The organism is Stenotrophomonas maltophilia group sp. P373 (genome assembly GCF_053295075.1).
The window spans coordinates 24,751-44,571 of record NZ_CM129994.1 but is presented as its reverse complement, the minus strand read 5'-3'; the positions used below and the strand labels follow the sequence as shown (position 1 = coordinate 44,571).

Sequence of the window (19,821 nt, the reverse complement as noted above, 5' to 3'; positions counted from 1 at the left end):
CCATGCGTTTGCCCCCTCTTGTGCTGTTCCTGTGCGTTCTGTTGACGCTTGCCCCGGCACGTGCCGCCGACGTCCCGCTGCGCGACGGCCAGCGGCTTGCCGGGGAGGTGGCGGGCGAACGCCTGCCGCTGTGGCCGGACGGCCAGGTACCGGGCCAGAGCGCTCCGGCACGGAAGGCGCGGGTGGTTGAGCGCAGCCCCGATCCGGCCCATCCGGACCGGTTCGTGGACGGGATCGATGCGCCATACATGATCGTGCACGCGCCGCCACGTCCGAACGGGCAGGCGGTGCTGGTCATTCCGGGCGGCGGCTACCAGCGGGTGGTAATCGACAAGGAGGGCAGCGCGCTGGTGCCGGACTGGGCGCAGCGGGCAGGCTTCACCCTGTTCGTGCTTCGCTACCGCCTGCCGCAGCCGGGCAGGGACCGCCAGGCGGCGCTGGCCGATGCCCAGCGTGCGCTGCGGGTCGTGCGCGACCAGGCCGCACGCCGCGGCCTGGAGGCTGACAATGTGGCGGTCATGGGCTTTTCCGCCGGCGGCCACGTGGCTGCGCGGCTGGCCACCGGCTTCGATGCTCCGGTCTATCCCGCACGCGATGCGATCGATCAGCTGAGCGCGCGCCCGGCACGGGCGGTGCTGGTCTACCCGGTCATCGACATGGGCGCGCATGCGCACAGCGGTTCGCGCGGGCGATTGCTGGGCGAGCACCCTGACCCCGCATTGGCGGCCCAGTACTCGGTGCAGGAGCACGTGCGCGCGGACATGCCACCGACCATGCTGATCCATGCCAACGACGATCGCGTGGTCAGCGTGCACAACAGCGAGGTGATGGCGCAGGCGCTGGCCAGGGCAGGTGTCGAGCACGAACTGCATGTGTTCGCCCATGGTGGCCACGGCTTCGGCATGCGCCTGCAGCCCGGCTCCACCCTGGCGCAGTGGCCAGCGCTGGCACAGGCATGGCTGACAGCAGGAAAGGGTGCGGAGGGCAGCCGATGACGGGAGCACCCGACGATCTGCAGCGCCGCCGTTTCCTGCGCGACAGCGCGCGCTGGGCGTTGGCCACGGCCACGCTGGTGGCACTGCCGGCAGCGGCGTTGCCCGGTGCACGCGACGAACGCCTGCCGATCGTCCGCGTGCGCGGGGGGCGCGTGCGCGGCCAGCATGAACAAGGCGTGCTGGTATTCCGCGGCATGCGCTACGGCGCCGATACCGGCACCCATCGCTTCCAGCCACCACGCCGGGAAGCGGCATGGAACGGGATCGCCGACGCACTGGACTATGGCGCGGCCGCACCGCAGGGCGGCGCGGAAGGCCCCGGCAGCGAAGACTGCCTGTTCCTCAACGTCTGGACCCCCGCACTGGGGGATGGCGGCCGCCGCCCGGTGCTGGTCTACATGCACGGGGGTGGGTTCAACAACGGCTCCGGCAGCGATCCGCTGTACGACGGCAGTGCGCTGTGCCGCCGCGGCGATGTGGTGGTAGTGACCCTCAATCATCGGCTGAACACCTTCGGTTACCTGTACCTGGGCGCACTTGGCGACGCACGCTACGCCGCGTCGGGGAATGTCGGCCAGCTCGACCTGGTACAGGCGCTGCAGTGGGTACGCGAACACGCGGCGATCTTCGGCGGTGACGCTGGAAACATCACCGTGTTCGGCCAGTCCGGGGGCGGCGCCAAGATCGCCACGCTGATGGCGATGCCCGCGGCACGCGGCCTGTTCCAGCGCGCGTGGACGATGAGCGGGCAGCAGGTCACCGCGGCCGGCCCGCGTGCCGCCGCACAGCGCGCCGCCATTGCAATGGAGGCAGTGGGTGCAAAGGACCTGTCTGCCCTGCTGCGGCTCCCGGCCGCCGATCTGCTTGCAGCCACCCGTGCCCGCGATCCATCGCGGGTGGAAAGCACATCGCTGTACTTCGGGCCGGTACTGGACGAAGTCTCCCTTCCGGTGCATCCGTTCTGGCCGCAGGCACCGCGGCAGTCGGCCAGCATTCCGATGGTGATCGGCAATACGCGCGACGAGACCCGCGCCTTCCTCGGCAACGATCCGGCCAACTTCACCTTGACCTGGGACACGCTGCCGGCACAGCTGCAACGCCAGCAGTTCGTGGATCTGCTGCCGCAGACGGTGATCGCCGAGTACCGGCGCCTGTACCCGCATTACACGCCTTCGGAGGTGTTCTTCGCGGCCACTACCGCAGGCCGTTCCTGGCGCGGCGCAGTGGAGGAACTGGAAGCGCGTGCGCGCCAGCCCAGTGGGGCCGCGCCCACCTGGGCCTACCAGCTGGACTGGGGCTCACCGGTGGAGCAAGGCCGGCTGCGCGCCTTCCACACGCTGGACATCCCACTGGTGTTCGACAACGCCGGCCTGCCCGGCGCACGCACTGGTGGCGGCGCGGATGCGCATACGCTGGCGGCGGCAATGAGCGACGCACTGATCGCCTTCGCGCGCAACGGCGACCCCAATCATCGCGGAATGCCGCAATGGCCACCCTACGCGCTGCCCCGGCGGCAGACCATGCTGTTCGATCGCCAGAGCGGCGTGGTGGACGATCCTCGTGCCGGCGAACGTGCGCTGTACGCGAAAGTACCGTTCGTGCAGCGCGGTACGCAGTGATGACACCGCGGTGCAAACATTCTGTTAACCCCTCTCGGCTAGAGTCGGGACATGGGAACGATGTCCTTGCCACCGTCATTCACCGGCCGGGAGCGGCTGTTCGCTGCGATCGATGCCGCGGTGATGCTGGGTACGCCGGAGGCCATCACCGGTGCGCTGCAGCGGGTGCTGCGCGAGGCCATCGTCGATCCGTCCATCCAGCTGCCCCCCTGCGTGCGGCGCCCGGTCGAAGGGCATTACGCACGCCGTGAACTGCACCGCAGCCCGACCCTGGGCTACAGCGTCATCGCCATGTGCTGGGGCCCAGGCCAGGGCACGCCCCTGCATGACCACGATGCCATGTGGTGCGTGGAGGGTGTCTGGCAGGGCGAACTGATCGTCACTCCCTATGCGCTGATTGAACAGGATGGCGAACGTCATCGCTTTGCCGCCCAGCCCACGCTGTACGGCCACCGCGGTAGCGCCGGCAGCCTGATTCCGCCGCACGAGTACCACACGCTGTGCAACGCCAGCGACGCAGACGTGGCCGTGTCGCTGCACGTCTACGAGGGCGTGATGGAACGCAGCGCGGTGTTCGAGCCGTTGGATGATGGCTGGTACCAGCGCCGGATGAAGCGGCTGGAGACCGAGGCGTCCTGACCCGCGCCGGATCAAGCCGGGCGTAATGCAGGCATCATCGTGGCACGCCGACCACGTTGTTGAGCCGGGTCACTTCCTCGCCACCGTCGGCCAACGCCACGCGCACGCGCAGGCCGCTGCGGTCGCCGGCCGGCAATGGCAACCAGACCTGCACGGTCTTCGGCTGCAGGTCACTGGGTGCCCCCAGCGCCGGCACGTCCGTGCGGGCGATCTCGCGACCGCGCGCGTCTTCCAGCATTGCTACGCCCACGCCGGTGCCGACATGCCCCAGGCTGTGCACGGTCACCTGCAGCTGGCTGCCGTCGATGCGTACGTCGCCGCGACCCACGCCCAGGTCCGGCCGTGTTTCCACCGGTGTTCCCTCGGACACGCGTTCGAACTCGAACACCTCGGTACGCCCGGGACGGAACTGCAGCGCTACCGAAGCGCTGGTTTCCAGCTGCACGCGGCGTTCGGCGGGCGTGCCGTCGATGTGGCCATCGCCATCGGCATCCACGCCGCTGCGTATCCGCCAGGTCCCGCTGGCCACGTTCCAGCCGGTCATGTCGGCGCCGATGGTGCGCGTGCCCAGGTTGTAGCTGGTAACGGTGAAACGTTCACGCGACGGCGCATGCACCAGCAGGGCGACCTGTTCGGCCGCTCCCTCGCGGTCGAAGCGCCAGCTGACGGTATGGCCGGGCCAACTCTGGTTGCGCTTCAGCGCAATGCCACCCAGGCGTGCGCGCTGCAGGAATTCACTGGGCGCTTCCACGCGGTCGGACCACCAGTGGCCCTCGGTGTTCATGTATGCGCGCTGCACTTTCGCCTGCAGGCCGTCGGCATGCAGGGCGGCGATGTATGACCTGTCGCCGCTGGCCTGCCACGCCATCAGGCTGGCGAAACCGGTTTTTCCCGCGTCGGCCTCGGCGCGCAGCAGCGGGTACCAGTCCTGTTGCCGGCCCAGTACGTCCACGACGTTCTCGCCCAGGTTGGCCAGTGCGCCCGGGCCGCCACGGGCCACGCGGTAGTCCAGTGCCTGCAGGTACTTCGCATCGCCGCTCCAGCGCCACGCCGCCCAGAAGGTGTGCATCGTGTCACCGCTGCCGGAGCCGTTGTTCAACTCGCCGCCGCGGGTGGCACCGCTGGCCCAGTTGATCTCGTTGGGCAGGGTGAAGCGTCCCTTGTCGTCCTTGCCTGCGTGGGCCAGATAGCCATCGGCCAGGCCGATCACCAGCGCGCGGCCGGTGGGATCGGCGTTGTACTGGCCCAGCAGGAACGCCGGGTGCAGCACCGGGAAAGAATACGGCTTCTGCCACTGCCAGTTCGGTTCGCGGTAGACCTTGTTGCCACCGAACCAGTTGCTGGAAAACAGCAGGTGGCCCTGCGGGTTGCGCAGGATGATGCGCTCGTCGAAGGCCTTCACCGTTTCCATCAGGCGTTCCAGCGTCAGCGGATCGCCCCAGTTGAGGTAGAGCATGGCGCTGTTGGTGTTGATGCCTTCCTCATAGGAATGCAGCTCGTCGGTCTCGATGGTGCTCAAGCCGTTGCTGAACATGCCGTTGCGGTACACCGCATCGGACAGCGCGGTCAGCGAGGCGTTCAATCGGTCCGGCTGCACACCCATCAGGGCCAGCCCCGGCCACTGCTGGGTCAGGTCGGAATCGTCGGAGATGCCACCGCCGAAATCCCCGTAGGCCACCTGCCGTTCATCGATCCACCAGTCGACGAACTGCCGCACCTGCGCCAGGTCCTGCACCTGGTTGAATGCCCACGCCGGCACGCCCCTGGGCACGGCAGGCGCCGTGTAGGGCGGGCGGCCCTGGCTGTTGTAGCTGATGTAGTTCCAGTACAGGCGGCCGAGTTCATGGTCCGGGTCCACCCGCAGCAGGTCGCTCAGGTCCGCATACACGCGCGCGTACAGTCGCTGGCGCTTGGACGTGGTGTGCTCCTCCACCAGGAAACCCCAGTTGTCGCGGACCTGGTTGAAGCGGTCGGCCACGTGCTCCCTCAGCGCGTCGGCACGCGGCTTGAACACCAGCCGGACCTGCGCACCGTCGAGGGCATCGGCATCGAAGCCCGGTGCGGCCGAGGCGATGCTCAGCCACAGGCTGTCCGGGGTGAGGATGCGATCGCGCAGGTCCAGCCACAGCGTGCGTTTCTGCCCTGGTGGCACCGACACCGATACGTCGATCATGTCGCGCGCCGGCCAGATCGGATCCTTGATGCGGATGTTCAGCGGGATCAGCCCATCGTGGGTGGGCGGCAGGTTGAGCGCAGGAAGGTCGATGGCCACGCCGTCCAGGCCGTCGTGCATGTTCTCCCAGCTGTAGGCCCAGCTGCGGATCAGCGGCTGGTTGGCGGGTGCATCGCCCACCCCGGAAGGGATCAGCACGTGCACGATGGGCCGCGGATGCGCAGGCAGGGTGCCGGCATCCCGGCGGCGGGAACCGGCGCCCTTCGGCAGCGCCATCACCGTGCTGCGTTCGGCGGCCGGGAAACGTCCATCGATGTAGCGGCGCAATGCGTCCAGGTTGGTGTAGTCGGGCAGCGCGTGGCTGTCGATGATGTAAGTCTGCTTCACCGTGCCTTCCGGCTCGCCGCCCTCGCTCACGTGGTAGGCCCAGATTTCCTGGATCGGTGTTTCCTGCTCGACGTTGCTGAAGCGCAGCACGCCGCCGCGCTGTGCGGCAATGTTGTCGACGCTGCGCACCACGCCGCGCGCGCGCGTGACCAGCACGTCGGTGGCATGTTCGGCGTCGGGCCCGTGGGAGAGGGTGCCGAAGGCCGCACCACGGATCTCCACCCGATTCACCGTTTCGGTGGCCGGCAGGGTCAGGTCCAGGTGCTGGCCGCCTTCCACATAGGTGTTCCAGTCCGGAAGCTGGAAGTAGTCATTGCGGCCGGGCAGGCGCGAGCGGTTGTAGACGCCCGGCCAGGTGGTTTCGGCGATGCCATCGGTGGCCTTCCACATCCACGCCTTCAGGTCACGGGTGTCGGCAAATTCGATCTTGCGGATGCGGGCGCCGCCCGCCGCCACCGCTGGGGGTGCAGCCCCATCCCAGCCGAAGCGGTGGCGCCAGGCGCGCGTGCTATCGGCAACCCCCACGGCGCTGGCCGGTTCGCGCCCGCGAGCCAGCGCTGCCACCGCTGGCACATCCAGCATGCGGTCGTAGACCCGGATGTGCTGGAAATCGCTGCCACGCAGGAAGTTGTAGCGGCTCTGCACCTGGTACGGCGCCATCACCCGACCGGCCAGGCCAAGCTGGTCCAGCGCGGCATCGTAATCGCCGGTGGCCTGCGCGCGCGCGACTTCGCGGCCATCGATGAACAGGCGCACGCCCTGGTCCTCGTCCCAGGCGAAGGCCAGGTGCAACCACTGGTCGGGACGCGGCAGTGCATCCATGCGGAACGACACGCGGGTGCGTGCCAGGTTGGCGTCGGTGACGAAGGCATCGAAGCCGTGCCCGTTCCAGTCGATGCGCAGCCAGGCCATGTCCCAGCTGCTGTGGTCGGCGTAGCCGACGCGGAAGATCACGAACGGCGCTTCACCCACCGCGTAGCGTGAACGCCAGTCGAAGGCCAGCGTGCCGCGCTGGGCCAGGATGTTGCCCGGCGCATCCCAGGCAAGCACGCCGTCGTCTTCCCATTGGATGGCCTTGCCATGCTTGCCGTCGTCGACCACCGCCACCTTGTCGCGAAAGTTCGCTACGGCCTCACCGTGAGCGGTCACGGCCTGCAGGCCGTGATTGGCATCCACATGGAAGAGCAGGGTGGGGACATCGGCGGCGGCCGTCGCGGGGCCTGCGGCCAGGGCGACTGCCAGCAGCAGGCAGCGGAACACGGTCGTGCGGTGCGGCATGGAGACATTTCCTTTCAACGGGCGACGGCCGGCGGCGGGCCGCCGGACCGTAGCAAGGCCACGCCGCAGCGGCACCTTGCGGCGCAGCAGCGGTCATGGCGAACCGCGGCGCGTATCGGCACGCGCCGCCGGCGTTGCTCAGAACTTGTAGCGCACGCCCAGCAGGAACTGGCGGCCGGTTTCGGTGTACTGCAACGGCAGTCGGCCGGTCAGCGGCGAGTAGACCCACTCGTCGGACGCCTCGTTGGTCAGGTTGATGCCTTCCAGGCTCAGTTCCAGCTGGTCGCTGATCTTGTAGCGGACGGAGGCATCGAACACCGTGGTGCCGGTCATGCCGTGGTAGCCATCCAGATTGAAGCCGGTCTCCTGGCCAGGGGCCTGGGTCAGGTAGTCATCGCGGTTGGTCGCCGAGATGCGGCCGGCAAACCGCTCCCCTTCGTAGAACAGCGTCGCGTTCCACGATGACTTCGACAGGCCGGTGAGATCGGTCTTCATGACCGGCTGGCCTGCCGAGTTGAGGTACTGGATCTTCGATTCCACCCAGGTGTAGTTCAGCTGTATGCCGAGGTTGGCCCACTTGCCGGGCAGGAAGGTGAAAGGCTGCGTGTAGTTGGCTTCCACGCCGTGCAGTTCGCCACCGGGCGTGTTGACCGGCTTGCTGTAGGTGAAGTCATCGCTGGCCGAGGCTCCGGTGCCTTCCAGCAGCGAGGCGGGCAGGCCGCTGTCGCTGTAGGGACGCACTTCGCGGGTGGTCTGGATGAAGCTCTCGATGTCCTTGTAGAACAGGCCGATGCCGGCCATCGCACCCTCGGCGAAGTACCATTCGAAGCCGAGATCGACATTGGTCGCGCGGATCGGATCCAGGTCAGGATTGCCGCTGGAGATGGTGCGCGCGCCGCCGGCCACAGCCACGGTCGCACCGGGCGTCAGGCTGCCCAGTCCCGGCCGGCTCATCACCTTGGCCGCGCCGAGCCGGATCAGGAAGTCCGGCGTGACTTCCGCCACCAGGTTGAACGAGGGCAGGGTGTCGTCATAGGTGCGGTTGGCCGTGGTCTGCACCGTGCCGTTGGCCAGCGTGGACAGGCCGGTGGAGGACTGCTTGGTGCGCACGTACCGCACGCCCACGTTGCCCGACAGGGGCAGGCCGCCCAGTTCGGTGGAGAACTCGCCCATCAAGTAGGCACCGCGGTCCTTTTCTTCCACGCTGCGCACATTGTTGGCACGCGGCGCCACCGCGAAGCTGCCGCTGTTGCTGTAGATGTCGAACTGCTCGGCAATCGCCCCGAGGTCGGGGACGACCCAGCTGGCGGGGCTGCCGTTGATGCCCTTCAGCCCTGCGGGCGTGGTCATGCCCGCCGGCACGACCTTCGTGCCATCGGCAAAGCCGGGTACGGCCAGCTCGCTGGCACGGCGCAGCTCGGTGGTGCTGAACGTGTAGTCCTTGGCCAGCACGCCGCCCTTCAGGCGGAAGCCCGGGCCGAGATTCCAGTTGAAGTCGATCTGGCCGGTATCGAAGTCATTGTCCACGTACTGCGGCCGCAGGCGGATTTCCGCCAGCTCCCAGCCGTTGGGGTTGGTCGGGTCGATGCCATAGTTGAGGACCGGCGCGCGGTTGTTGCCACGATAGTCGTAGCTGTAACCATCGACGTCATACTTGTCCATGATCACCGTGGTCTGCACGGGGTTCTCATGCCTGGAGCGCGAGATGCCGATCTTGCCGGACAGGGTGAAATCATCTCCGAAGCGATGCTGGCCGTTCAGTGCGATCTGCTTGAACTCGGTACTCCATTCGTCATGGCGGCTTTCGGAACGGATGTCGACATTGTCGAACTCGCCCTGGACCAGGGCGTTGTTCTCGATCACGCCGTTGCGGACCACCATGGCCGGCTTGCCGACCAGGCGCGGCGTGCTGCTGGTGCCGCGGCTGAAGGAGATCGCCTCGATGTAGTTTTCATCGCGGGTGGCATCGATCTTCGAGTACAGCGCGTCGAGCGAGATTTCAGTGGCATCGCCGGGTTTCCACTGCAGCGAGCCGGTCACGCCCAGGCGCTTCTGCTCATGCTCCATCTGCACGTAGCGCGGGAAACGCGGATGGAACACGTTGGCACCACGCGCTGCGGCGAACGGCGAAGAGGCCGCGAAATTGCCGTTGCTCGGGCCGTTGGCCCAGCGCCCGGTGTTGGAGCCTTCCTCCAGCGCCTGGCGCTCGGAGTAGGCCACCGAAAGCAGGGCGCCGAAGGTGCCATCGGCGAAGGTATTGGATACCAGCGCCGCGACCCGCGGGTCGGCCTTCTCGGCCATGGCGTTGTAGCTGGCCTGGCCACTGGCGGCGAAGGTGAAGCCCTCATAGTCGAACGGCCGCGCGGTACGCAGATCGACCGTGGCACCCAGCGAGCCTTCTTCAACGTCGGCCGAGGCGGTCTTGCGCACCAGCAGCTGCGAGAACAGGTCCGAGGCGAACACATTGAAGTCGAAGCCACGGCCGCGGTTGGTGCCACCGCTCTGGTCACCGGCGCCGACGGTGGTCAGCGCCTCCATGCCGTTGATGCGCACGCGGGTGAAATCCGGGCCCAGGCCGCGCACGGAGATGTTGCGGCCTTCGCCGGCCTCGCGGGTGATGACCACGCCCGGGATGCGCTGCAGTGATTCGGCCAGATTCAGGTCGGGGAACTTGCCGATGTCCTCGGCAACGATGGCGTCGACCACGCCGGCTTCGCCGCGCTTGATGTCCAGCGCCTTTTCAACGCTGGCGCGGTAGCCGGTGACGGTAACCGTGTCCAGATCGGTGGCGGCCTGCTGCTGGGCAGCCGCCGTGGTGGACAGGGCCAGCGCCACGCCCATTGCCAGCAAGGTAACCGGTGTCTTTTTTCCGTGGATCCGAGATTGCATGCCTTTCCCCTCTCCCAAAGGTCTGGTATCGCAGCTGTGCAGCGGAATGACACCGCTGGTCAAAGCCGACGTTAACAGCACGCCTCGAATCGGGCATCTTGCAGCGCAACAGATCCGCAATGTCTCCAAGACGCTTGCAGGACAATGGTTTCGACATACGAACCGAGCATCCGCAGCGCAACTTCGGTCTAGAATGACACCGCTAGTCAACGCCACACCCCCACGTGGTCCACAACCATGCCGCGCAGTGTCCCACGCTGGCGGCAAGCACGAAGGAGCGGAGATGGGTCGTATCGTGTGTTTCGGGGAGCTGCTGCTGCGCCTGGGTGCGCCCGGCCGCGAGCTGCTGCTGCAGTCTCCGCAGTTGCAGGTGCACGTGGGCGGAGCGGAAGCCAACGTGGGTGTCTCGCTGTCCCGGCTGGGACACCAGGTCTCGATGGTCGGCGCGGTCGCAGGCAACCCGCTCGGTGCCCACGCGCTGGCAGAACTGCGCCGGCACGGCGTGGACACCCGCCACGTTCACGAGGTGCCGGGCGCTCGGATGGGGCTGTATTTCCTCACCACCGGGGCGGTCCAGCGTGCCAGCGAAGTGGTCTATGACCGCGCGGACTCGGCGTTCGCGCGCAGCACTGCGGGCGACCATGACTGGCCGGCGTTGCTGCAGGGCGCGCACTGGCTGCACCTGTCCGGGGTCAGCCCGGCACTGGGGCCGGAGGTCGCCGCAGCGACGCTGGATGCCGCACGCGCGGCGCGGCAGGCCGGGGTTCGTGTTTCCTTTGACGGCAACTTCCGCCCCAGGCTCTGGCAGCGCTGGGGTGGTGACGCCCAGGCCGTGCTGCACGAGCTGTTCGCCCAGGCCGACATCGTCTTCGCCGACCACCGTGACATGGAGGTGGTGCTGGACCGGCCGTTCACGCAACAGGAGCCGGTCGCCCGCGTCGAGGCCGCCGCCGTCGCTGCGTTCGCAGCGTTTCCACAGCTGCAGTGGATGGCGTGCACGCAGCGGCAGGTGATAAGCGTCGACCACCATGCGATGGGTGCACTGTTGCTGGGCCGCGACGGAACACGCGCGCAGGCGCCCGTGCGCCAGCTGCAGGGCATCGTCGATCGCATCGGCGGTGGCGATGCCTTCGCGGCCGGCATCCTGCATGGCATCCTGTCCGGCCTTGATGCCGACGCCACTGTGCGCTTCGGCCTGGCCGCCGGGGCCCTGAAGCATTCCATCCCCGGTGATTTCAATCCTGTCAGCGAAGCTGACGTGCTGGCCCTGATGGGCGAGGAGCGATTCGATGTCCGCCGCTGATCCGCGCGTGCGCGCGGTGCTGAAACTGGCACCGGTGATTCCGGTGTATACCCCCGGCTCGGTGGAGGAGGCCGTGCAGGTCGCACAGGCGCTGTTCCGTGGTGGCCTGCCGGTAATCGAAGTCACGCTGCGCACGCCGCAGGCGATGGACGCCATCAGGGCGATGCGGGAGGCGGTACCCGATGCCGTGGTCGGTGCCGGCACCGTCCTCACGCCCGCGCAGATGCAGGCGGCCCGGGAGGCGGGCGCGCGTTTCGCCGTGTCGCCCGGCGCTACGCCGGCCCTGTATGCAGCCGCCCGCGATGCCGACCTGCCCTACCTGCCGGGCGTGGCCACCGGGTCGGAATTGATCCTGGGCCTGGAGCACGGCCTGGATACGTTCAAATTCTTCCCTGCCGTGCAGGCTGGCGGCGCCGCGCTGCTGTCGGCCTGGCACGGGCCGTTCGCCGATGTCCGCTTCTGCCCGACGGGCGGGATCAGCGTGCAGACCGCACCACAGTTCCTGCACCTGCCCAACGTGCTGTGCGTGGGCGGTTCGTGGCTGACCACCCCGGCGCTGCTGCAGACCCGCGACTGGGATGCCATCGAACGCCTGGCCCGCGAGGCCGCGGTGCTGGCCGGCTGAGGCCGCTGCTGCATTGCACCGGGCACCGTCGCGCGCGCTCAGCGCGTGGCGGGCCGGCCCAGGCGCCGGTACAGCGTGCTGCGGCTGATGCCCAGCTGCTTGGCCGCCGCGGAGATGTTGCCGTCGGCGGCCTGCAGGGCCTGACGCATCACCTCCTCGGCGATATCGCGCAGCCCACCGCGGACAGCGCAGGCGCTGTCTGCGGCCGTCACCTGCGGCGACAGCGGCGTGCTCATCAGGTCCGCCGGCAGGTGTGCTGCAGTGATCGGCTCGCCGGGGTCGCTCAACGCCACCAGGGTGCGCAGGCAGGCCTGCAGCTGCCGCAGGTTGCCCGGCCAGCGCTGCCGTTGCAGCAGCTCCAGCACCTCGGCCTGCAGTACGCGGCCTTGGGCCATCGGTGCCCACAGCGCCTGCAGCAGGGCGCCGCGCTCGTCCAGTTCGCGCAGGGTGGGCAGGTGCACCACATGATCGGCGATGCGGTAGTACAGGTCCGCGCGGAAGCGTCCGTCGGCCACGGCCTGCTGCAGGTCGCGGTGGCTGGCGCAGACGAGGGCGAAGTCCAGCTTTACCGGACGGCCACCGCCGAGCGGTGACAGTTCGCGTTCCTGCAGTACGCGCAGCAGTCGCGGCTGCAGGGCCAACGGCATGTCGCCGATCTCATCGAGGAACAGCACACCCCCCTGGGCCTGCCTCAGCAGGCCGGTACTGCCCTGCCGGCGCGCGCCGGTGAAGGCCCCTTCCTCGTAGCCGAACAACTCCGCTTCGATCAGCCCCTCTGGCAGGGCCGCGCAGTTCACCGCCACCAGCGGCTGGCCGGCGCGCGTACTGCGGCGGTGCAGCTCGCGTGCGAATACTTCCTTGCCGGTGCCCGTCTCCCCCTGCACCAGCACCGGCAGGCCGGCATCGAGCACGCGCACGGCCCGGTGCAACTGCTGCTGCACCGGCGTGGCCAGCACCGTGCCGGGCGCCGCCGGCACGGGAGCCACGGGGACCACGCGCGGAGCGCGTGCGGGCACGACGCTGCCGGCGCGTGCGCGGCGCTTGCTTTCACTGTGGCCGTACAGCGCGCGTCCCTGCCGGTCCAGCAGCATGCCGTCGTCGTGCAGCCGCGCGAGTGGCTGGTCGAACAGGGCCTCGTAGGAGGCGTGGCCGATGTCGTGCCGGTCCAGCCCGAACAGCCCCAGGCCAACGCGGTTGGCAGCCACCAGGCGGCCGTTGCGGAAGCCGAGCAGCGCTTCGCGCGGGCTGCCCAGCAGCAACGGCTGGGCATGCAGGTGCAGCAGTTCGCAGTCGTCCAGTCCGTCGGCAAAGTAACGGTGCTCGATCTGGTCCACGGCCTGGCGACCCAGCGCCAGCGCATGCAGATGGGCGTGGCGCGCGTCACCGGAAATGTCGAGCACGCCCACGCGCTGGCCGAAGGGATCGAAGATCGGTGTGGCCGAGCAGGTGAGGATGCCGTGCGGGGCGAAGAAATGCTCGCCGCCGCGTACCTGCAGGGCGCGGCCTTCGACGATGGCGGTGCCGATGGCATTGGTGCCGACGGTGCCTTCGTCCCAGCGCACGCCGGGCATCAGCGCGACCTGGCCGGCACGGTCCAGGAAGCTGTTGCTGCCCTCGGCATCCAGCACCCAGCCTTCCTCATCGGTGAGCAGCACGATGCCATCACTGCTGGCCAGCGAGCCGGCCAGGCCTTCCAGCTCGGGCCGGGCCAGCCGCCATAGGCGCTCGCGGCGCTGGCGCAGTTCGCGCAGGGAGGGTTCGGGCACCGGCGCCACGTCGGGCCGTGCATCCACCGATAGGCCCTGGCGCTGGCAGCGCCGCCACGACTGCAGGATGGCGTCGGGTACCACGCCAGCCGGCACTGCACCGCGCTCGAAGAAGGCACGGCGCGCGCCGCCGACGCGCTCGGGAAGAATCGGCTGGGACACCCTCTCGCTCCTTGTCGCATTCTGCGACAGCTGTTGCGGGCACTGTTTCGATTAAAAGCACATCCCGCCTTCAAGTGCCATGACGTCCACTGGTGCGCTGCGGCATTCCGCCAGGGGACCGCCAACACTGATGCCGCCGCGCCGCGTGATGCGCCGCAGCACCAGCGGGATTGGCACGCTCGTTGCGGTAGCCGGGCAGGTCCCGGGTTGTCCGGGCCATCCAAGGAGTGCCCCCGATGAATGCCGTTGCTTCAATCCCGCCCTCGCCCTCAACCGACCCGGCCGGTCCCGGCACGCTGTTCAAACCCCGCTACGACAACTACATCGGTGGCCAGTGGGTGGCACCGCGCAGCGGCCAGTACTTCGACAACATCACGCCGATCACCGGCAGGGTGCTCACCTCGGTGGCGCGCTCCAACGCCGACGACATCGAGGCCGCGCTGGATGCGGCCCATGCCGCCAAGGAAGACTGGGGCAGGCGCTCCACCGCCGAGCGCGCCAACCTCCTCAACCGCATCGCTGACCGCATCGAGCAGAACCTGGAACTGATCGCGCGCGCCGAGACCTGGGACAACGGCAAGCCGATCCGCGAAACCCTCAACGCCGACATCCCGCTGATGGTCGACCACTTCCGCTATTTCGCAGGCGTGGTGCGCGCGCAGGAAGGCAGCCTGTCGGAGATCGACAAGGACACCGTGGCCTATCATTTCCACGAACCGCTGGGTGTGGTCGGCCAGATCATCCCGTGGAACTTCCCGTTGCTGATGGCGGCCTGGAAGCTGGCCCCGGCGCTCGCCGCCGGCAACTGCGTGGTGCTCAAGCCGGCCGAGCAGACCCCGGCCTCGATCTTGGTGCTGATGGAGATCATCGGTGACCTGCTGCCCCCGGGCGTGCTCAACATCGTCAACGGCTTTGGCCTGGAAGCAGGCAAGCCGCTGGCCAGCAGCCCACGCATCGCCAAGATCGCCTTCACCGGCGAGACCAGCACCGGCCGCCTGATCATGCAGTACGCCAGCCAGAACCTGATTCCGGTGACGCTGGAACTGGGCGGCAAGTCGCCCAACATCTTCTTCGCCGACGTGATGGCCGAGGACGATGATTTCCTCGACAAGGCCGTGGAGGGCTTCGTGCTGTTCGCGCTGAACCAGGGCGAAGTGTGCACCTGCCCGTCGCGTGCGCTGGTACAGGAATCCATCTACGAGCGTTTCATGGAACGGGTGCTCAGGCGCGTGGCCGCGATCAGGCAGGGTGATCCGCTGGACCCGGACACCATGATCGGCGCACAGGCCTCCGCCGAACAGCTGGACAAGATCCTCTCCTACATCGACATCGGCAAGCAGGAAGGGGCCGAAGTGCTGATCGGTGGCGAGCAGAACACCCTGGGTGGCGACCTGGCCGGTGGTTACTACGTGAAACCCACCGTATTCAGGGGCCACAACCGCATGCGCATCTTCCAGGAGGAGATCTTCGGGCCGGTGGTAGCGGTGACCACCTTCAAGACCGAGGAAGAAGCTCTGCAGATCGCCAACGACACGCTGTACGGCCTGGGTGCCGGCGTGTGGAGCCGGGACGCCGCGCGCCTCTACCGCATGGGCCGTGCCATCCAGGCCGGGCGCGTGTGGACCAACTGCTATCACGCCTACCCGGCGCACGCCGCATTCGGTGGCTACAAGCAGTCGGGCATCGGCCGCGAGAACCACCGGATGATGCTCGACCACTACCAGCAGACCAAGAACCTGCTGGTCAGCTATTCGCCGAAGAAGCTCGGCTTCTTCTGATGGATTGATCGGGATCAAGGCGCAGGCATGGGGCCGGCGCCATCCTGTCTGCAAGCGCACTACGGAGAAGCATGCATGAACAGAACCATGAAGGCCGCCGTCGTCCGTGAGTTCGGCAAGCCACTGGTCATCGAGGAAGTCGTGGTACCGCGCCCGGGGGCGGGCGAGGTGCTGGTCAGGATCGAGGCTTGTGGCGTCTGCCATACCGACCTGCACGCCGCCGAGGGCGACTGGCCGGTGAAACCGAACCCGCCGTTCATCCCCGGCCACGAGGGCGTGGGGCACGTCGTGGCCGTGGGAGGCGGGGTAGGGCACGTCAAGGAAGGCGACAGGGTCGGCATCCCCTGGTTGTACTCGGCGTGTGGTCATTGCGAACACTGCCTGGGTGGCTGGGAAACGCTGTGCGAGACGCAGCGCAACACCGGCTACTCGGTCAACGGCGGCTTCGCCGAGTACGCACTGGCCGATGCCAACTATGTCGGCCTGCTTCCGAAGGAGGTGGGCTTCGTCGAGATCGCGCCGGTGCTGTGCGCCGGCGTGACCGTCTACAAGGGCCTGAAGGTCACCGACACCAAGCCCGGTGACTGGGTGGCGATTTCCGGCATCGGTGGCCTGGGCCACATGGCCGTACAGTACGCCCGCGCGATGGGCCTGAATGTGGCCGCAGTGGACGTGGACGACACCAAGCTGGCACTGGCCCGCCAGCTGGGCGCGCAGGTCACCGTCAACGCGCGCACCACCGACCCGGCCGCGTTCCTCAGGAAGGAAATCGGCGGCGCCCACGGTGCGCTGGTCACCGCGGTATCGCCGAAGGCGTTCGAGCAGGCACTGGGCATGGTGCGCCGTGGCGGCACTGTCTCGCTCAATGGCCTGCCGCCCGGCAACTTCCCGCTGGACATCTTCGGCATGGTGCTCAACGGCATCACCGTGCGCGGCTCGATCGTCGGTACCCGCCTGGACCTGCAGGAATCGCTGCAGTTCGCCGCCGAGGGCAAGGTCGCGGCCACGGTCAGCACCGACCGTCTGGAAAACATCAACGACGTGTTCGCGCGCATGCATGCGGGCACCATCGAAGGCCGCGTGGTGCTCGACTTCGCCGCCTGATCGCCTGTGCATGGCCGCCGTCGCTCCGTCCCCCTCTCCCACGGACGCGGCGGCCATGCCGATTCATCCGATCGGTTCCCCCCACATTTCGGTAGTGCCGGTCGCTGGCCGGCATGCCGGGTTCTCCGCCGCAGCCGTACAATGCGCGCATGCCTGGCGTGCTCAAGACCCTGTTCCTGTCCCTCGTTGCCCTGATCGGCGGTGTGCTGTCGCTTGGGCTGGTCAGCAGCGTCGCCAGCTGGCTGCCACCGTTGCTGGGCCTGTCGCCGGACAACAACAGCGTGCAGCTGGGCTGGGATCTCACCTTCAGCGTGCTCGGTGGCATCGCCGGGGTTTCCTTTGCCACCTATTACGCGCCCTGCTGGCCGCGATCGCACGGCTTCTCGATCTGGTCGCTGGTCGCGCTGGGCTGTGGCTACGCCATGTGGACGGCGGGTGCGGATTTCCCGTTCTGGTTCGTCATTTCACTGCTGGCGTCGCTGCCGTTGCAACTGCTAGCCGGCTGGTGGTTCGGCCGTCGCGCCTCGCGCGATCCGCGCTGAGCGCATGCAGGTAGTGCCGGCCGCTGGCCGGCAACCTCGGCCATCCTGCCGTTGCCGGCCAGCGGCCGGCACTACCGCTTCAGCGACGGCAGCGTCTGCTTCAGCCGCGCGATGCCGTGCCAAGGGTCCGCCTTCAGCCGCTTCGCGCGCGCCAGCGCCTTGCCCATGGGAAATGCGTCGGCGGCATTGATACGAGCCAGTTCATCCCAGCGCAGCGGTACTGCCACGCCGGCGGAATCGCGCGCACGCAACGACCACGAGCACACACTGGTGGCACCCCGCGTATTGCGCAGCCAGTCGATGAAAATGACGCCACCACGCTTGGCCTTGCTCATTGTTGCCACGTAGCGGTCCGGCGCCCGCTCCGCCATCGCCCGGGCGAACGCCTCACAGAACGCCTTGGCCTGTTCCCAGTCGGCCTTGGGCCGCAGCGGCACCACCACGTGCACGCCCTTGCCACCGGACAGCCGCACGAAACTCTTCAGGCCGACTTCCTGCAGGCGGTCACGGACATCACGCGCAGCAGCTTTCACCTCTGCCCAACCCACCCCTTCACCGGGATCGAGATCGAACACCAAGCGATCCGGGTGCTCGGGATCGGCCACGGTCGCGCCCCACGGATGCAGCTCCAGGGTGTTCATCTGCACCAGTTGCAGCAGGCCCCGCACATCGTCGATGTAGACGTAGTCCTCGCGGCCGCTCTTCTGCTGAAGGGGCACCGCGTGCACGGCATCGCCCAGGCCGGGGCCATGGTGCTTCTGGAAGAAGCAGGCCTTGCCCACGCCATCCGGGCAGCGCAGCAGTGACAAGGGCCGCCCGACAATTTCGGGCAGGATCCAGCGCGCCACGCGCTGGTAGTAGTCCGCCACGTCGCCCTTGCTGAGCTTCTGCCTTGGGAACACCACCCGCTCTGGATGGGTGATCTGGACCTCGCCCCCGGCTTCAGCACTCGAGACGGCCACTCCCAGGTCCTCCTTCTGCTTGTCGCTGCGCAGCCGCTTGAAACTGGCCTGGCGCAGCAGGCCTTCCTTGCCCCAGCCACGGAATGCCACCTCCGCCACCGTCACCGGCTTCACCCAGCGCACGCTGGCGGCGCGGAACGGCACGTGCGCCGGCAGCTGCAGCACAGGCGCCTTCACCGCCAACGGCTGCAGCGCCTTGTGCAGCGCGCGCAGGCTTTCGTCGTCGAAGCCGGTGCCAACGCGGCCCACATAGCGCAAGCCGCCCTTGTCCGGCGTCGCCAGCAGCAGCGAGCCGAACCCCACCCGGGAGCCCTTCGGTGCCGTGTAGCCGACAATCGCGAACTCGTCGGTGTCTTCGTGCTTCACCTTCACCCAGCTGCGTGCACGGGTGTTCACGTAGGGCGCATCCACCTGCTTGCTGACGATGCCTTCGAATCCCGCCTTGCCGCTGGCATCGAATACCTGCGGGCCATGGTCGATCACGTGCTCGCTGAAGGCCAGGGTTCCGGGCGTGGGACCGATGAGATCCTTCAGCAGCGCCTTGCGCTCCAGCAGCGGTGAACGACTGATGTCCACGCCGGCCACACCCGGCAGATCGAAAACGATGTAGCGCAACGGTTGCTTCGAACTCCCGTCGATCACGCGCTGCAGCGCGGCGAAGTCGCTGCGTCCATCCCGGTCCAGCACCACCAGCTCACCGTCCAGGCGCGCATCCCGCACCGGCAGTGCCTGCACGGCCTGTACCACCTCGGGGAAATCACCGGTCCAATCCAGGCCGTTGCGGGAGCGCAGCGTCACCTTGCCTTCGTGCAGATCGGCCAGCAGGCGATAGCCATCCCACTTGATCTCATGCAACCAGCGCTCGCCGTCCGGTGCACTGTCGCGATGATCGGTCAACTGTGGCTTGAAAGCACGCGGGTAGGGCGTGTCACGCGCGCCATCCAGGTTCAGCGCTCGCGCATGCCAACGCGCATCGGCCTTGCGGGTCGCCGATCGTGCAGCCGGTGCGGCGCGCGTTGACTTGCCCACCGTGCGCTTGCTCACTGCGGATGTGCGTTTCGGCATGGGGGATTGGAGCAGATCATCTGCTTCGGCATCACGCGCTTCCTCGTCGTCGCGTTTGATCAACAACCACTGTACCTGGCGTCCCTTCATCGCTGTACGCACCAGCTTCCAGCCGCCAGCCAGGCGTTGCCCATGCAGCACGAAGTCGATCTTTCCCGCTGCCAGTGCCTGCAGTGGATCGCCTTCGCAGGCCCATGTGCCGTGATCGAAGACCTCCACGTGGCCAGCGCCGTAGTGGCCTTCGGGAATATCTCCTTCGAAACCGGCGTAGGACAGCGGATGGTCTTCCACTTCCACGGCCAGCCGCTTGTCACCAACGCGAAACGAAGGACCCTTCGGCACCGCCCAGCTTTTCAGCACACCGTCCATCTCAAGGCGGAAGTCATAGTGCCGCGAAGTGGCATGGTGCAGCTGTATGACAAAGATCGGCCGCCGCTTCGGGTTGCCGTGTGCGGGCGTGTCGTCAGGTTCCGGTGTCTGCCCGAAGCCACCGCCAAGCCGGCGCTTTCGCCGGTACTGGTGCAACGACATGGC

Annotated in this window: 12 protein-coding genes; 8 read left to right on the top strand and 4 right to left on the bottom strand. The window is 67.8% G+C overall.

The genetic code is table 11. The features are described from left to right. Positions 1 to 20: 20 nt before the first annotated feature. The 3 genes from ACSYHF_RS00170 to ACSYHF_RS00160 are packed head-to-tail and all read left to right on the top strand — an operon-like array spanning position 21 to position 3,253. Positions 21 to 995, top strand: a complete 975-nt coding sequence (locus ACSYHF_RS00170) for an alpha/beta hydrolase (RefSeq protein WP_095379115.1) — start codon at positions 21 to 23, stop codon at positions 993 to 995. Beyond that, positions 992 to 2,614 (top strand): carboxylesterase/lipase family protein, encoded by a 1,623-nt coding sequence (locus ACSYHF_RS00165; RefSeq protein ID WP_005421145.1) that lies wholly within the window; start codon positions 992 to 994, stop codon positions 2,612 to 2,614. Before ACSYHF_RS00170 ends, ACSYHF_RS00165 begins: the two co-directional genes overlap by 4 nt. 51 nt (positions 2,615 to 2,665) lie before the next feature. Further along, positions 2,666 to 3,253 (top strand): cysteine dioxygenase family protein, encoded by a 588-nt coding sequence (locus ACSYHF_RS00160; RefSeq protein WP_005421147.1) that lies wholly within the window; start codon positions 2,666 to 2,668, stop codon positions 3,251 to 3,253. A 34-nt stretch (positions 3,254 to 3,287) separates the two neighbouring features. Here the strand turns inward: ACSYHF_RS00160 and ACSYHF_RS00155 are convergent, their stop codons facing one another. Then, complete coding sequence (locus ACSYHF_RS00155) at positions 3,288 to 7,091, bottom strand: LamG-like jellyroll fold domain-containing protein (RefSeq protein WP_447575979.1); 3,804 nt, start codon at positions 7,089 to 7,091, stop codon at positions 3,288 to 3,290. Between the two features lie 138 nt (positions 7,092 to 7,229). Continuing rightward, a complete protein-coding gene (locus tag ACSYHF_RS00150) occupies positions 7,230 to 9,980 on the bottom strand; it encodes a TonB-dependent receptor (protein ID WP_005421151.1) in 2,751 nt (916 codons plus the stop codon). A gap of 283 nt (positions 9,981 to 10,263) precedes the next feature. On the opposite strand from ACSYHF_RS00150, the gene ACSYHF_RS00145 reads away from it, so the two are divergent. Together ACSYHF_RS00145 and eda are read left to right on the top strand one after the other, a co-directional pair. Next, on the top strand, positions 10,264 to 11,283 hold the full coding sequence (locus tag ACSYHF_RS00145; RefSeq protein ID WP_005421153.1) for a sugar kinase: 1,020 nt from the start codon (positions 10,264 to 10,266) through the stop codon (positions 11,281 to 11,283). After that, positions 11,270 to 11,908 carry a bifunctional 4-hydroxy-2-oxoglutarate aldolase/2-dehydro-3-deoxy-phosphogluconate aldolase gene (gene eda / locus ACSYHF_RS00140; RefSeq protein WP_049438647.1) on the top strand — a complete coding sequence of 213 codons (639 nt, stop codon included), beginning with the start codon at positions 11,270 to 11,272 and terminating at the stop codon, positions 11,906 to 11,908. The genes ACSYHF_RS00145 and eda overlap by 14 nt, the downstream gene beginning before the upstream one ends. 38 nt (positions 11,909 to 11,946) lie before the next feature. Here the strand turns inward: eda and ACSYHF_RS00135 are convergent, their stop codons facing one another. Further along, the gene (locus ACSYHF_RS00135; RefSeq protein WP_049413388.1) at positions 11,947 to 13,836 is read right to left on the bottom strand and encodes a sigma-54-dependent Fis family transcriptional regulator; all 1,890 of its coding nucleotides are present in this window, start codon (positions 13,834 to 13,836) and stop codon (positions 11,947 to 11,949) included. Between the two features lie 236 nt (positions 13,837 to 14,072). Between ACSYHF_RS00135 and adh the strand changes: the two genes are divergently transcribed. From adh to ACSYHF_RS00120, 3 genes are all read left to right on the top strand, one after another. Beyond that, on the top strand, positions 14,073 to 15,614 hold the full coding sequence (adh, locus tag ACSYHF_RS00130; protein WP_005421161.1) for an aldehyde dehydrogenase: 1,542 nt from the start codon (positions 14,073 to 14,075) through the stop codon (positions 15,612 to 15,614). A 75-nt stretch (positions 15,615 to 15,689) separates the two neighbouring features. Then, positions 15,690 to 16,718: an alcohol dehydrogenase AdhP gene (adhP, locus tag ACSYHF_RS00125; protein WP_262221923.1), complete on the top strand. Its 1,029-nt coding sequence runs from the start codon at positions 15,690 to 15,692 to the stop codon at positions 16,716 to 16,718. Between the two features lie 149 nt (positions 16,719 to 16,867). Then, positions 16,868 to 17,260 (top strand): hypothetical protein, encoded by a 393-nt coding sequence (locus tag ACSYHF_RS00120; protein WP_188239568.1) that lies wholly within the window; start codon positions 16,868 to 16,870, stop codon positions 17,258 to 17,260. A 71-nt stretch (positions 17,261 to 17,331) separates the two neighbouring features. Here ACSYHF_RS00120 and ligD read toward each other — a convergent pair whose 3' ends face one another. Beyond that, complete coding sequence (ligD, locus tag ACSYHF_RS00115) at positions 17,332 to 19,818, bottom strand: DNA ligase D (protein WP_262221922.1); 2,487 nt, start codon at positions 19,816 to 19,818, stop codon at positions 17,332 to 17,334. Between the last annotated feature and the right edge of the window lie 3 nt (positions 19,819 to 19,821).

Bases quoted from the DNA above. Each gene is read 5' to 3' on its own strand.
- ACSYHF_RS00165 (WP_005421145.1), top strand. From the start codon at position 992: ATGACGGGAGCACCCGACGATCTGCAGCGCCGCCGTTTCCTGCGCGAC.
- ACSYHF_RS00160 (WP_005421147.1), top strand. From the start codon at position 2,666: ATGGGAACGATGTCCTTGCCACCGTCATTCACCGGCCGGGAGCGGCTG.
- ACSYHF_RS00155 (WP_447575979.1), bottom strand. From the start codon at position 7,091: ATGCCGCACCGCACGACCGTGTTCCGCTGCCTGCTGCTGGCAGTCGCC.
- ACSYHF_RS00150 (WP_005421151.1), bottom strand. From the start codon at position 9,980: ATGCAATCTCGGATCCACGGAAAAAAGACACCGGTTACCTTGCTGGCA.
- ACSYHF_RS00145 (WP_005421153.1), top strand. From the start codon at position 10,264: ATGGGTCGTATCGTGTGTTTCGGGGAGCTGCTGCTGCGCCTGGGTGCG.
- eda (WP_049438647.1), top strand. From the start codon at position 11,270: ATGTCCGCCGCTGATCCGCGCGTGCGCGCGGTGCTGAAACTGGCACCG.
- adh (WP_005421161.1), top strand. From the start codon at position 14,073: ATGAATGCCGTTGCTTCAATCCCGCCCTCGCCCTCAACCGACCCGGCC.
- adhP (WP_262221923.1), top strand. From the start codon at position 15,690: ATGAACAGAACCATGAAGGCCGCCGTCGTCCGTGAGTTCGGCAAGCCA.
- ACSYHF_RS00120 (WP_188239568.1), top strand. From the start codon at position 16,868: ATGCCTGGCGTGCTCAAGACCCTGTTCCTGTCCCTCGTTGCCCTGATC.
- ligD (WP_262221922.1), bottom strand. From the start codon at position 19,818: ATGTCGTTGCACCAGTACCGGCGAAAGCGCCGGCTTGGCGGTGGCTTC.